This window comes from Terrisporobacter sp. (genome assembly GCF_017888745.1).
GTDB lineage: Bacteria > Bacillota > Clostridia > Peptostreptococcales > Peptostreptococcaceae > Terrisporobacter.
In genome coordinates this window covers 1-14,039 of sequence record NZ_JAGHFM010000109.1, presented here as the reverse complement: position 1 = coordinate 14,039, position 14,039 = coordinate 1, and the positions used below count along the sequence as shown (strand labels likewise).

10 protein-coding genes are annotated in these 14,039 nt (G+C 28.9%); 2 read left to right on the top strand and 8 right to left on the bottom strand.

Annotated features, from left to right (window positions below; all coding sequences use genetic code 11):
• Positions 1-166: 166 nt before the first annotated feature.
• A complete protein-coding gene (rbsK, locus tag J7G74_RS05475; RefSeq protein WP_297132863.1) occupies positions 167-1,084 on the bottom strand; it encodes a ribokinase in 918 nt (305 codons plus the stop codon).
• Positions 1,085-1,393: 309 nt separating this feature from the next.
• Here rbsK and J7G74_RS05470 point away from each other — a divergent pair, with 309 nt between their 5' ends.
• A complete protein-coding gene (locus tag J7G74_RS05470) occupies positions 1,394-1,879 on the top strand; it encodes an NADH-quinone oxidoreductase subunit NuoE family protein (RefSeq protein ID WP_297132860.1) in 486 nt (161 codons plus the stop codon).
• A 165-nt stretch (positions 1,880-2,044) separates the two neighbouring features.
• Here the strand turns inward: J7G74_RS05470 and J7G74_RS05465 are convergent, their stop codons facing one another.
• The 6 genes from J7G74_RS05465 to J7G74_RS05440 form a co-directional block, all read right to left on the bottom strand.
• Positions 2,045-3,250: a MalY/PatB family protein gene (locus J7G74_RS05465; RefSeq protein ID WP_297132858.1), complete on the bottom strand. Its 1,206-nt coding sequence runs from the start codon at positions 3,248-3,250 to the stop codon at positions 2,045-2,047.
• Positions 3,251-3,374: 124 nt separating this feature from the next.
• The gene (locus J7G74_RS05460; RefSeq protein WP_297132854.1) at positions 3,375-4,169 is read right to left on the bottom strand and encodes an HAD family hydrolase; all 795 of its coding nucleotides are present in this window, start codon (positions 4,167-4,169) and stop codon (positions 3,375-3,377) included.
• Between the two features lie 134 nt (positions 4,170-4,303).
• Positions 4,304-6,073 carry a glycoside hydrolase family 3 protein gene (locus J7G74_RS05455; protein WP_297132851.1) on the bottom strand — a complete coding sequence of 590 codons (1,770 nt, stop codon included), beginning with the start codon at positions 6,071-6,073 and terminating at the stop codon, positions 4,304-4,306.
• Between the two features lie 158 nt (positions 6,074-6,231).
• Positions 6,232-8,034 carry a beta-glucuronidase gene (uidA, locus tag J7G74_RS05450; protein ID WP_297132849.1) on the bottom strand — a complete coding sequence of 601 codons (1,803 nt, stop codon included), beginning with the start codon at positions 8,032-8,034 and terminating at the stop codon, positions 6,232-6,234.
• Between the two features lie 24 nt (positions 8,035-8,058).
• On the bottom strand, positions 8,059-8,898 hold the full coding sequence (locus tag J7G74_RS05445; RefSeq protein WP_297132847.1) for an HAD family hydrolase: 840 nt from the start codon (positions 8,896-8,898) through the stop codon (positions 8,059-8,061).
• A gap of 148 nt (positions 8,899-9,046) precedes the next feature.
• The gene (locus J7G74_RS05440; RefSeq protein ID WP_297132844.1) at positions 9,047-10,234 is read right to left on the bottom strand and encodes a helix-turn-helix domain-containing protein; all 1,188 of its coding nucleotides are present in this window, start codon (positions 10,232-10,234) and stop codon (positions 9,047-9,049) included.
• 144 nt (positions 10,235-10,378) lie between these two features.
• Between J7G74_RS05440 and J7G74_RS05435 the strand changes: the two genes are divergently transcribed.
• Positions 10,379-12,685 carry a glycoside hydrolase family 2 protein gene (locus J7G74_RS05435; RefSeq protein WP_297132842.1) on the top strand — a complete coding sequence of 769 codons (2,307 nt, stop codon included), beginning with the start codon at positions 10,379-10,381 and terminating at the stop codon, positions 12,683-12,685.
• Positions 12,686-12,933: 248 nt separating this feature from the next.
• On the opposite strand, the gene uxaC is transcribed toward J7G74_RS05435, so the two are convergent.
• On the bottom strand, positions 12,934-14,039 hold a 1,106-nt coding region (uxaC, locus tag J7G74_RS05430; protein WP_297132840.1), incomplete at its 5' end, for a glucuronate isomerase.

Sequence of the window (14,039 nt, the reverse complement as noted above, 5' to 3'; positions counted from 1 at the left end):
GGTGTACTTGACATGCGATTAAATTAAAACTACATTCAAATTAAGGCATGGATAATTAATTTTCATATCCACGCCTTAATAATTTTATCATAGAAAGCTATTTACAGAAAAAAATTCACAGTCTCAACAGAAGACTAGATAATATATATTATCTAGTCTCTAAAATCTATTTCATTAATTCTTCTATTTCTTCTCTAGTAGGCATAGATGGTGCTGTTCCTATTTTTGTTACAGATAATGCAGCTAAAGCATTACCAAATCTAGCAGATTCAAATATATCTTTTCCTTCAGATAAAGCTGTTACAAATCCTCCGTTAAAAGCATCTCCTGCACCTGTTGTATCCACTGCATCTACAGTATAGGCTTTTATGAATCTTTCTTCAGCTTTGCTTTTTACATAAACACCCAACTTCCCTAATGTTATAACAACGTTAGGTATACCTTTTTCTTGAAGTATAATAGCCGCACTCCTAGCATCTTCTACAGTTCTAACTTCATATCCTGTAAGAATTGATGCTTCCACTTCATTTGGAGTGATTATATCTACTAATCTTAATATATCTTCACTTATTTCTTGAACTGGAGCTGGATTTAATACGATTGTTGCATTATTTTCATGAGCTAATTTTATACTTGATTCTATAGCTTCTCTATTTATCTCCAATTGAGTTAAGAATATATCACAGTTTTTAATGGCATCTTTACAAACTTCTAAATCTTCATTAGTTATATTATCACAAGCACCAGATGTTACAACTATTTCATTTTGAGAAGTTACATCATCAACTATTATTAAAGCTGTCCCTGTTTGTAATTTTTCATCCTCAAATATGTACTTAGTATCTAATCCTTCATTTTTAAAAGTATTAAGAGCCATTTCACCAAACTCGTCTTTACCTACTTTTGATATAAATACTACATCACAATTTGCTCTTTTAGCTGCTATTGCTTGATTTGATCCTTTTCCTCCTGGTCCCATTTTAAACGTTAGACCTTTTACTGTTTCACCTGGTTTTGGTAAGTGTGGTGTTCTTGCCATTAAGTCAACTATAAAACTTCCTGCTATTGTTACTTTCTTTTTCATTATATTCTTCCCCTTAAACATTGATATTTATAATTAAATCTAGTCATTACTTAATCAAAAAATATTTTTATTTTATATTTTTATCCTATTTATACATTAAGATAATACTGTTATTATAGTCAATACTTTTTATATCATAAATCCACAATATACCTTATTAAAAGTTTATGTTATATGATTTAAGGGTATCAGTAATAATCATGTTTAAAATTATTTTTGGTGATTTTTATATTATCTATTAAAATATACTTGATATAATTTTTTATAAGATGTCAAAAGTATATTTAATCAATTTAAAGGAGATTTTTTATGTTCAATTTTATTTCTCGTAACAAAGATCTATTCTATGAATTAGATATATTTATAAACTCTCTTAAAGGAAATAATGATGACTTAATCCGAGCTTTACATCATGCTCAATCTATATTTGGATATTTACCAAAAGAAGTGCAAATTTATATTTCTGAAAAATTAAATGTTCCTTATGAAAAAGTTAAAAATATAGTAAATTTCTATTCTTACTTTACTACTGAGCTTAGAGGAGAATTTAAAATAAATGTATGTGTTGGACGTACATGTTCTAAAAATAATAGTGACAAAATACTTGCTGAATTTGAAAAATTACTAGGCATAAATTCAGGTGATACTACTAATAATTTTAAATTTACTTTAAATACTACAAGATGCGTAGGTACTTGTCGTAGAGCTCCTGTAGTTACTGTAAATGGAAAAGATTTCAATGGTGTAACACTTGAAGATGTTTCTTTAATTTTAAAGGAATGTAATAAAAAATAAACAAAAAAATGCTATGATTCTATGTTCATAGCATTTTTTAATTGTAAGGAAATTATATGTTATCTGATTTGTAGATAACATATAATTTCCAACTTTGTTACTTGAGCAACGGACGCAGTCGTTGGCGACATGAACGAAGTGAATTTTTTTACTAAATATAATAATCTATATTAAACTTGATGATTCAACAAGTTCAAGTCCAGTTTTTATTCTTCTCATACACTCTTCAATAATACTTCTTGGTGCTGCAACATTTATTCTTTCAAAACCGTCTCCTTCTACTCCAAAAATATATCCCTCATCAAATAACACCTTTGCTTTATAAACCATAATTTCTTCCAATTCTTTGCCACTTAGTCCATACTCTCTAAAATCTAGCCACACTAAATAAGTTCCTTCTGGCTTTGTCATTTTTACTTTTGGTAAATTTTCTTTGATGAAGTTTTCTATATAATCAATGTTATCATCTATATATTCATTTACTTCATCTAGCCAATCTTCACAGTCATTATATGCTGTTTTTATGGCTTCTATTGCAAAAGGATTTGGATCATGTAAATTTATTGCTCCATATATTCTTTCAACCCATTTTTCTCTAATTTCTATGTTATTTATTATTATATTTGATAACTGCATACCAGCTAAGTTGAAAGTTTTGCTTGGAGCTGTACAAGTTATTATTTTATCTTTATAGTCTGGACAAACTACTTCAAGTGGTTTATGATTGATACCTTTTCTTGTTATATCACAATGTATCTCATCTGATATTATCCACAAATTATTTTCTCTACATATATCTACTATTTTTCTTAACTCTTCTTCATCCCACACTCTTCCCACAGGATTATGAGGACTACATAATATAAATAATTTGTTATTAGGGTCTTTTGCTAATTCTTCAAAATTTTCATAATCCATGACATATTTATTATTTTCAAATTTTAAAGCATTGTTTACTAATTTTCTATTATTAGCTTTAATTTTTTCTTCAAAAGGATAATATACTGGTTTTTGTATTATTACACCTTCCCCTTCTTCCACTAACATTTGTATTAAGAAACTAAATGCAGGTACCACTCCTGGACTATATACAATAGCTTCCCTATTTATATCCCAATTAAATCTTCTTTTGAACCAACCACATACTGCACCAAAATAAGCATCTGTAGAAAATTTACTATATCCAAAAATTTCTCTATCAATCCTTTTATGTAAAGCTTCAATTATTTTTGGTGCACATGCAAAATCCATATCTGCAATCCATAATGGAAGAGAATCCTTTGGCGCATGTGGCATAGAGACTTCTAAATCATATTTAACAGAATCTGTTCCTTTTCTCTCTATAATTCTATCAAAGTTATATTTCCCCATTTAAATCCCCTTTCAAATTTATATTTAACAATAAATTCTATTAATTTAATAATAGCATATTCATTTTGTATGTACTAAGCTATTTGTTTTATTTAAATCATATTATTTTTACATTATAACTTTTTTAATTCATTACATACTTCTCAATTCCAATAGCTACCCCATCATTTTTTACACTATCGGTCACATATTTAGCATGTTTCTTTACTTCATCTGAAGCATTTCCCATAGCTATACCATATTTAACTTCCCTTAACATCTCTATATCATTTTTTCCATCACCAAAAGCAAATGTATTTTCTATAGATATGTTTAAATAATCTATTACTTGTAAAATTGCATTGGCCTTAGTATTTTTCTTTAAATACACTTCAATAGCTCTTTTATTTATACTACTAAAATAATCGCATTGTGGATTATTTTTTATTAGTGATAAACATAAATCTTCAGTTTCATCATCGGGACATAGCATTTCTATTTTATGAACAAGAATTTCATCAGTATTATAATTATCCTTGACATATGTTTTTTCTATACCGATTTTATCTAGATAGTTATGAAAATTACAAAACTCATTTCTCATATAACAATTTTGCTCACCTTGTAATACATATTCAACTTTATTATTTTCAAGCTCATCAACTAGACCCTTTATAAACTCTTTATCAATTGGATCGCTGTAAATAGTTTTATTATTAATTATTATGTGAGCACCATTGACTAATATAAACCCATCAAATCCAAAATCTATCAAAGGTTTAGGTAAAAAAGCATAAGGTCTTCCTGTTGCAATAAAAGCATAATCTCCATTTTTTTGCACATTTCTTATTGCATCTTTGACCTTTTGGGTAATATCTTTAAGATTGTTCATACAATCTATCAAAGTTCCATCTATATCAAAAAATATAATCTTTTTCATTATTTACACCTTCTTTTTATAATAAATTAATATTTATATAGTTCTTATACTATTAATATCTAAAAAATAAACGGTAAATCACTTTAAAATTTACCGTTTATCTATATTATATTATTAATTTAATAATTTTTATATTAATATTGAGTATCTAATAATCCACAGAATGCGTCTACTGGACTTACTCCTGTAAATTCAGAACGTCCTACCATTTTTTCAACTAATGCTTTTAATGTGCTTTCTTTTCCATCATAAGCATTTATGTAAGTCTTAACTTGAGGTACATCAGCTAAGTGGAATGGAGATTGTATTGAAACAAATATTGTTGGTACTTCATTTACATAGAATGGTATATCTGGAGTACCTTTACTTGCTGGCCACTCTATACGTTGATGAGTATTTGGCGCAACATTAGCAACATTTATTATTAAATCATAGTTATCTGTTAAAGTAGATATTGGACGTTTTTGAGCATAGACATTCATTATAGCTCCCATAAGTTCTTCTTTAGGAAGTTTCATGATTTTATCCATTGGAGATTCATATATCTCAACTTCATAACCTTCTGCTTCTAATAATTCTTTTAAGTTTTCGATTGGTGATTTTTTACCACCATTCATCATAGCCATTAATTTACCAAATCCACTCTCCATACCTTTTACTTCTACAAGTAAAACACGCTTATGTTTTTCAGGAGTAATAGGGAATATACCTTCTTTATTTTTTACTAAAGTTATAGCTTTATCAGATACTTCTGCTTCTATAGCAGTATTTTCAGGTAATCCTATTTTAGCCATAGCTTCTTCTTTAGGTTGTAATATTTCAGTTTTAGCTTTTTTATGAAGTCCTAAAGCAGCTTTTGTTCCTAATATTCTAGTTAAAGCTTCTTCTAATCTTTCATCAGTTATTATTCCTTTTTTGTATCCATCCATCATGTATCCGAAATCTTCATCTGGATCATTGAAGAATAAGAATAAATCACTACCTGCAGCTATAGCAGTTGGTAACATTTCACTACGTTTCATTGCTGAAGTCATTGCAACCATATGAGATGCATCTGTTACTACTAAACCATTGAAGTTCATTTTTTCTCTTAATAAATCAGTTAATATATATTTACTTAATGTAGCTGGCATTAATACTTCTTCTTGAGTTGCTTGTGGATTAAAGTGACGTACATACTCTGGTAATGCTATATGACCTGCCATTATTGATGGAAGTCCAGCTTCGATTAATCCACCATAAACTCTACCAAATGTATTATCCCATTCATCTACAGATAACCAGTTTGGAGCGAAAGATAAATGTTGATCTCTTTCATCTATACCATCTCCAGGGAAATGTTTAGCAGCAGGAGCTATACCACTTTCTTGAATACCTCTCATGTACTCTAAAGATAATTCTAAAGTTTGCTCTACATCAGCAGACCAAGTTCTTGTTGATATTATTGGGTTTCTCCAGTTTCTGTTTATATCTACTATTGGAGCAAAACTCCAGTTACATCCTATTGCTGCTGCCTCTACACCAGATACTCTACCCATTTCATAAGCATATTTAGGATCGTTTGCCGCAGCTATTTTAACTTCACTACCAACATATGTACCATCTGTACAAGCTCCATTACCACCTGCTTCTGTGTTAGCAGCTATTAATAGAGGTACTTTAGAGTTTTCTTGAAGTATTCTATTTTGTTCATATACTTCTTCAGCTTTACCTGGATTATATCTAACTCCACCTATATGATAATTGTCTACTATACTTTTTAAATATTCTTCATCACGGCTTGCACCCATGTTTACAAATAATTGACCTATTTTTTCTTCTATAGTCATATTTGCTATTGTATCTTTTACCCATTTTATACCTTGTTCATCAAGATTATACGGTTTTGCTTTTAAATTTACCATTTTATGTCCCCCTTATCGGTTTTTATACTAGTATACTACTAGTATATGATAAAATTTTTTTAATTTATTCCAAAGATACGGAGAGAATTCTCTCCATATCTTTATTTAGCTATTTATTATTGTACTTATTATCTAACTGATTTTATATAACTTTTCAATTACTTAGTTTTATATCCAAAATCAGGTATATTGTGCCATCTATTACGTAAATAATGTGCTGCCATTTTAGGCTTTCTTTCTCTAGTGAATATTCCTTTTTTATTTCCTTGAACACGTATTATACCTTGACTTGTTGCAAAATCAGCGAAGTTCCATACTTGTTCTCCAATGAAATTAGGGAATTTATCTACTATTTCATGGTTAGCTTCTAAGTATTCTACTTGATATTCTTCAGTAAACATTACTGAAGTAGTATCACGCATACCACAAACTGTATCTGCACCATATTCAGTGAACATTATTGGTTTACCTGGACATCTTTTGTTCCATCCTTCAAGCTCTGCATTTAGGTACATTTTTGTTGCTTCTAAATCTCCACCATTTACATACCATCCATAGTATCTATTTAAACAAAGTACATCCACTAACTCAGCTATTTTACATTTATCTGGAGTAGACATTAGGTATGTAACTACAGTCACAGGTCTTTTTTGCGGATCTAGCTCTTTTGTTAATTCTATAAGCGGCTTAAAGTATCCATCTGCACCCTCTTCATCTGATGCAGGTTCATTTGCAACTGACCACATTACTACACATGGATGATTTTTATCTCTTGCTACTAATTCTCTTATTATATCTTGATGATGCTCGAAAGTTTGTATTTCTTTCCATGTATCTCTTTTTTCTGCACCAGACATCATTGTAGCCATGAAGTTTAAATGTACACCAACAGCAGGAGTTTCATCTATTACAACTATACCTTCTCTGTCAGCAAGTCTCATTATTTCTTCTGAATAAGGGTAGTGAGCTGTTCTAAATGAGTTTGCTCCTATCCATTTCATTAAGTTGAAATCTTTAACATTTAATGCTTCATCAAATCCTCTTCCATGTATATGAGAGTCTTCATGTTTTCCAAATCCTTTAAAGTAAAATGGTTTATTATTTATTAAAAATTTTCCATCTTCTACTTTTACAGTTCTTACACCAAAAGGTTGTTCATATGTATCTATTATTTCATTATTATTTACTAAATCAATTTTTAAGTTATATAAATAAGCATTCATTGGCTCCCATAACTTAACATCTTCTATTTCTAAATTACCTTTTGCACCTTCACCTTTAGCTACTATGTTGTTATCTTCATCTAATATACTAACAACAACCTTTGCCTCCCCTTTAACTTCAACTTCATAGTCTACGTTGCCTAAATTATCTTCAAAATCAGTTACTATAGTAACGTCTTTTACAAAAGTTTTAGGAGTAGTATATATTTTTACTGGTCTATGAATTCCAGCATAGTTAAAGAAGTCAAAGTTTACTGGATTTGTAGTTTTTGTTGATCCATCTGGTAATTTAATTTCTTGTATTATACCTACTGGTAATGTACTTTCGTCTAATACGTTGTTTACTGCAACTGTTACTCTGTTTTTCCCTACAGTAACAACTTCATTTAATTCAGCTTCAAATGGAGTAAATCCACCTTTATGTTCTACTAATAATTGTCCATTAACATATACTTTAGCATGATGAGTAGCTGATCCAAATCTAAGAACTACCCTTTCATCTAACATATTTCTATTTATTATAAATTCTCTTTCATACCATACCCAGCCCATATGGTCTCTGAATTCAGAACCTTCTACTAAATCATTATAAGAAGATGGAACTGCCATTCTTATAGAATCCTTTAATCCTGTTTCATTCCATTTTTCTTCAAATCCAGTACCCTTGTCTAGTTTGAAGTTCCAAATTCCATTTAAATCTATAACTTGTCTAGTTTCTGTCATTATTGGATATAACATATTCTTCACCCCAATATAAATTTATTATTTTAAAGAGTTATTAAATTCTTCTATTAATTGATTTTGATACACTTCATCAAATTCTCCATTCATTAATTTAGGAACTGCCTCATTTACTAGCCTTTCCCAAGAGAATCCTTCTTTATTTACTAATATAGGATAGAATCTTACATCATTATTCTTAGCCGCTTGTAAATCTCCAGGTGCATCTCCTACCATTAATATCTTATCAGTATCATAACCTTTTTTCTTTAGTTCAGCTATACAGTGTTGCTTAGTTCCAGCTTCTTGTCCTAGTAATGCTCTTAGATATGGAACTAATTCATTTCTACTCCACTCATCGTTTAAAGCTTCTCCATTTGCTGATGATACGACTGAAATATCTACTATCTTAGATAATGTTTCTAATCCTTCTTTTACATTTTCAAAAGGCTCGTCACCCTTTGGTAAATTTTCTATAGCTTCATTAACATTTAAAGACCACTCAAGAGTCATTTTTAAAGCTTTACTATTAGTTTTCTCTATTTCATTTTTTAATGATCGATTTGATAATTCATTAGTTGTGTCAACCCAATTTAGTAAACTATCAAGATCTTCTATTTCTATTCCTTTTTCACTTATTATTTTAAAAGTTTCAGCTAAACCTTTAAATCTATTTATACCTCTAGTTTGAGTATATAAATTTAAGTCATACCAAAGATTTAATATATATTCTTCATTTTCTTGTAAATTCCAAGTTTTTATCATTTCTGGTGCAAAGCACTCTCTATGCTTTATTTCCATAGTATCCATTGCGCAACCATCAGAGTCAACGCATACTAAAAAGTCTTGTTTTTTCTCGTATTTATCAAATATATTTTCCATAATTACCGCCTTCATATATTGTTAAAGTTTTAATTTTATACTTGTATACTACCATACATTCATATTTATTACAATCCTTTTCCTATATTTTTCACAAAAAAAGACAGATTTTTTAACTCCGTCTTTTTTCCATATATTGTTTTTTATATTATATATCTTTATATTTTCTGTATTCACTAGGCGATATCTTTTCTATGGATTTAAAAACTTTAGAAAAGTATTTTTTATCATTATATCCAACACAATAAGCAATATCTTCTATTGATAATGTTGTATTTTGAAGAATATATTTAGACTCTTTTATTCTAGTCTCATTTATATATTCAGCTGTAGTTTTCCCTACTTCCTCTTTAAATTTTTTAGCCAAGTTGGTTTTATGTACAAATAAATCTTTAGATATTTTTGATAGACCTATTTCTTGATTAAAGTTTAGTTTTATGTAATTTATTGCTTTTGAAACTAAAATAGAGTAATTGTTATTACTACACTTATTTACAAGATTGCAATATTCTTTTATCATTTCAATAGTTAATTGATTTAATTGTTTTAAGCTATTTGCATATTCTATTTTTAAGGCAAACTTTTCAGATACCCTGTGTAAATAATATTCATCTATATTATTCTTCTCTATAGCTTTCCTAGCTAAAGTATTTATACTTATTATCAAGTTTTTTGCATTTCTTATTGGCATATCTGGAAACCTTTCCAATGAGTTTATGTTAAACTTATTCATTGTATCTAATGCTTTTTTTTCATCTCCATTACTAATATGATGTAAAACTTCCCTTTCAAAAGCATATCTTTTTTTAATTTCTAATATATCATTTTTATAATTATCTAATGTATATACCTTATTCGTTTTTTTAATCTCTTCTGATTTCATATTTATAAATTCACTTTTATTAATAGATGAATTTGTAACTGCTATTACAATATCTGCTAAAGACTTTTCCTTATTGTAATTTATTATAGGTATACAGTCGTATATATTTTTAGGAATATCTGCATCAATAATATTGTTTACATCTTTATAGTTTAAATATGGACCCATAGTTATAGTTCCTACTAAAACCTCTAAATCATATATTCCAAAACTCATATATCTAAGTCCTGAATCATCTTCGTGACAATATACACTATTAGTATTTGATTCTAACAATACATCATTCATTTTATTACATATACCTAAGCCTATCTCTTGAAATTTATTTGGTAGCTCAGTTGTATCTATTTTACTTATTTTATTATATTTATTATCTTTTATTATAAAATTTAAAGATACAATCGAAATGACTATATCATATAAATGACCTATCTCTTCTTTATTTATTTTCATATTATATCCCTCTTATAAATTTAATTATTTATTCTATTATATAATAACATTCTACTATTTTTTACTTTTATCTACTATTTTCACCTTTAAAAATGCGTTTTCCATGATAAAATATATAAAAATATACTTCAAGGAGTAGTTGAAATGAGAAAAATATTAAATATTAATTCTAATTGGAAATTTATAAAAGAAGATAAATCTGATGCTTATTTAAATAATTTTGATACAAAATCTTGGGAAACTGTAAATGTACCTCATACTTGGAATGCAATAGATGGTGCTAACGGTAACGAATATTTTAAAGGTGCTTGCTGGTATAGAAAAGAACTTTCATTAGATAGAATATACCAAGGTAAAAAAATATATATTGAATTTGGTGCTGTAAATAGTATATCTGATGTTTATGTAAACGGAAAACATTTAGGGCAACATAAAGGTGGTTACTCTATATTCATATATGATATTACTGATGTAGTTAAGTTTGGTGAAATAAACACTATAGCTGTTAAAGCAGACAACACAATAGTTGATGATGTTTATCCATTAATGGCAGACTTCACTTTCTATGGTGGAATGTACAGAGATGTAAATATAATAGTAACTGAAGATGTTCATTTTGATTTAATGGATAAAGGTTCTCTAGGAGTATATATATCTCAAGACCAAGTTACTAATGAACAAGCTAAATTAACTATAAAAACTAAACTGACAAATGATTCTAGTGATGACAAAACTATAAGAGTTTGGGCTGATATAGTTGATGCACAAGGAAATTTAGTAAAGTGTATTGGTAAAGATGTTTTATTAAAAGCTAATGCTAATGATGAATTATCATTACCTGTAACTATAGAAAATCCAATACTTTGGAATGGAGTAAAAAATCCGTATCTTTACAATGTTAATTTAACTTTAACTAAAGATAACGACTTAGTTGATGAGTTAAATATACCAATCGGATTAAGATACTTCCATTTTGATGCTAATGAAGGTTTCTTCTTAAACGGAGAACACATGAAATTACAAGGTGTTTCTAGACATCAAGATAAAAAAGATAAAGGTTGGGCAATATCAGAAGAAGATCAAATCCTTGATATGGAGCTTATAAAGGAAGTAGGCGCTAATTCAATACGTCTTGCACACTACCAACATAGTCAATTCTTCTATGATTTATGTGATAAAGAAGGTATGGTTGTTTGGGCTGAAATACCATTTATATCAGTGGCATCTAAAACTGACCTTACTGGTGAAAATGCTAAATCTCAAATGGTTGAATTAATTCGCCAAAACTTCAATCACCCTTCTATAATAATGTGGGGTGTTGAAAATGAAATACAAATAGGTGGAGATAGACCTGAAGTTAGACAAATGGTTAAAGACTTAAATGATCTTACTCATAAGGAAGATCCTACTCGTCTAACTACTCAAGCTAATGTTGCTATGGTTCCTGATGACGATGAATACAACTACTATACTGATATAATAGCTTACAATAAATACTATGGATGGTATACTGGTAAAGTTGAAGAATTTGCGACTTGGTTAGATTCTTACCATGCTACTAATCCAGATAGATGTCTTGGGCTTTCTGAATACGGTGCTGAAGGTATAATAAAATACCATACTGATAGCCCTGATGTAGGCGATTACACAGAAGAATATCATGCTCTTTACCATGAAACTTTAATAAAAATATTTGAAGAAAGACCATTCTTATGGGGTACATATGTATGGAACTTCTTCGACTTTGGATCTGCTATAAGAGATGAAGGTGGAGTTCAAGGTAGAAATAACAAAGGATTAGTTACATTCGACCGTAAAATCAAAAAAGACGGATTCTATGCTTATAAAGCAGCTTGGTCTAAGGACTTATTTGCTCATATAGCAAGTAAGAGATTCATAGATAGAGCTAGTGATACTATAAATATAAAAGTTTATTCTAACTGTGATGAAGTAACTTTATTTGTAAATAATGAAAAAATACAAACTTTAGTTGGAAAATACACATTTGTATTTGAAAATGTAAAATTAGTTGATGGGCACAATGATATTAAAGTTATAGCTACTAAAGATGGAAAAGAATTTAGTGACTATGCATTCTTCAACAAAGTAGATGAACCTAATCCAGCTTACGAATGTACACAAGGAAAAGGTGGATTTGCCGCAAACTGGTTTGATGAAGATTTAGTAACACAATATGATGATGTTGAAATCACTGAATTAAATATTAGTGATGATGTATTCTCTTCAGCATCTTCTATAACATCAATACTTGAAAATGAAGAAGCAAAAGCTGTATTTGAAAAGTACTTTGCTAAATTACTTGATAACCCTATGATAGAAATGATAAAGGATAGTAGTATAGATGATATTGCTAAAATGGCATCAGATGCTTTTCCTCCAAAACTTGTATATGTTTTAAATAGAGATTTATGTAAGATAAAAAAATCTTAATATCTATCAACTTAATACATACTATAAATGAGCTTGATTTAATCAAGCTCATTTTAATATCTCAAATTCGCCTTTTATAAAAGTACTATAATGCCTTTCTAAGTAAAAAAATTCACTTCGTTCATGTCGCCAACGGCTTTGCCCGTTGCTCAAATTTATCAGTTGGGATTATAAATTATCCACAATTCAGATAATTTATAATCCCTTAAAATATAAAAAAGATAGGCCTAAAGCCTACCTTCTTAAAATTACTTTTGTAAATATCTATTTATATTGTTGTAGCATATGTTTTCTATAATCTCACCTAGTATTTCCATATCGCAAGGATATTCTCCATCTTCTACTAGGCCACCTATATAGTTACATAAAATTCTTCTGAAATATTCATGTCTAGTGTATGATAAGAAACTTCTTGAATCTGTTAACATACCAACAAATTGACTTATAAGTCCAAGTTGAGATAAAGCCATCATTTGTCTTTCCATTCCGTCTTTTTGATCGTTGAACCACCATCCAGAACCGAATTGAATTTTACCTGCAACTCCTCCACCTTGGAAGTTACCAATCATTGTTCCTAGAACTTCGTTATCTTTTGGATTTAAACAATATAATATAGTTTTTGGAAGTTCGTCTGTCATATCTAATGAATCTAATAATCTAGATATACCAGTTGCTATTTCTCCATCATCTATACTATCAAATCCCACATCGGCACCTAATTTTTTGAACATTCTAGTGTTGTTATTTCTAAGGGCACCTATATGTAATTGCATTACCATATTACGTTTGCTGTACATTCTTCCTAAGCTTATCATAGTTAAAGTATTATATTTTTCTATCTCTTCTAAAGATAGCCCTTCTCCAGCTAAAGCTTTTTTAAATATGTTATCAACTTCTTCTAAGCTAGCTTCTCTAAAGTAAACTCTTTCAATTGAATGGTCAGTTATTTGACAACCATTTTCCACAAAGAAATCTAATCTTTTTTCTAATACAGTTAATAAAGTTTCATAATCTTTTATTTCTGTATTTTCTGTTTCACCTAATAATTTTATGTAGTTCGCAAAATCTGCTCCTTGTATTTTAAGAGCTTTATCAGGTCTAAAGCTTGGTTTAACTTCACAGTCAAAGTTTTCATCTTTTGATATTTTTATGTGATACTCTAAATTATCTATAGGATCATCTGTTGTACCTATATATTTAACATTAGATTTTTTTATCATAGCTCTTGCACTAAAATCATCACTATTTATTATTTCATTACATCTATCCCATATAGATTTACAAGTCCTTGGACTTAAAGGTGCCTCTATACCAAAATATCTTCTTAGCTCTAAATGAGACCAATGATACATAG

Excerpts from the sequence above, each read along its gene's own strand:
- rbsK (WP_297132863.1), bottom strand. The coding sequence starts at position 1,084 with ATGAAAAAGAAAGTAACAATAGCAGGAAGTTTTATAGTTGACTTAATG.
- J7G74_RS05470 (WP_297132860.1), top strand. The coding sequence starts at position 1,394 with ATGTTCAATTTTATTTCTCGTAACAAAGATCTATTCTATGAATTAGAT.
- J7G74_RS05465 (WP_297132858.1), bottom strand. The coding sequence starts at position 3,250 with ATGGGGAAATATAACTTTGATAGAATTATAGAGAGAAAAGGAACAGAT.
- J7G74_RS05460 (WP_297132854.1), bottom strand. The coding sequence starts at position 4,169 with ATGAAAAAGATTATATTTTTTGATATAGATGGAACTTTGATAGATTGT.
- J7G74_RS05455 (WP_297132851.1), bottom strand. The coding sequence starts at position 6,073 with ATGGTAAATTTAAAAGCAAAACCGTATAATCTTGATGAACAAGGTATA.
- uidA (WP_297132849.1), bottom strand. The coding sequence starts at position 8,034 with ATGTTATATCCAATAATGACAGAAACTAGACAAGTTATAGATTTAAAT.
- J7G74_RS05445 (WP_297132847.1), bottom strand. The coding sequence starts at position 8,898 with ATGGAAAATATATTTGATAAATACGAGAAAAAACAAGACTTTTTAGTA.
- J7G74_RS05440 (WP_297132844.1), bottom strand. The coding sequence starts at position 10,234 with ATGAAAATAAATAAAGAAGAGATAGGTCATTTATATGATATAGTCATT.
- J7G74_RS05435 (WP_297132842.1), top strand. The coding sequence starts at position 10,379 with ATGAGAAAAATATTAAATATTAATTCTAATTGGAAATTTATAAAAGAA.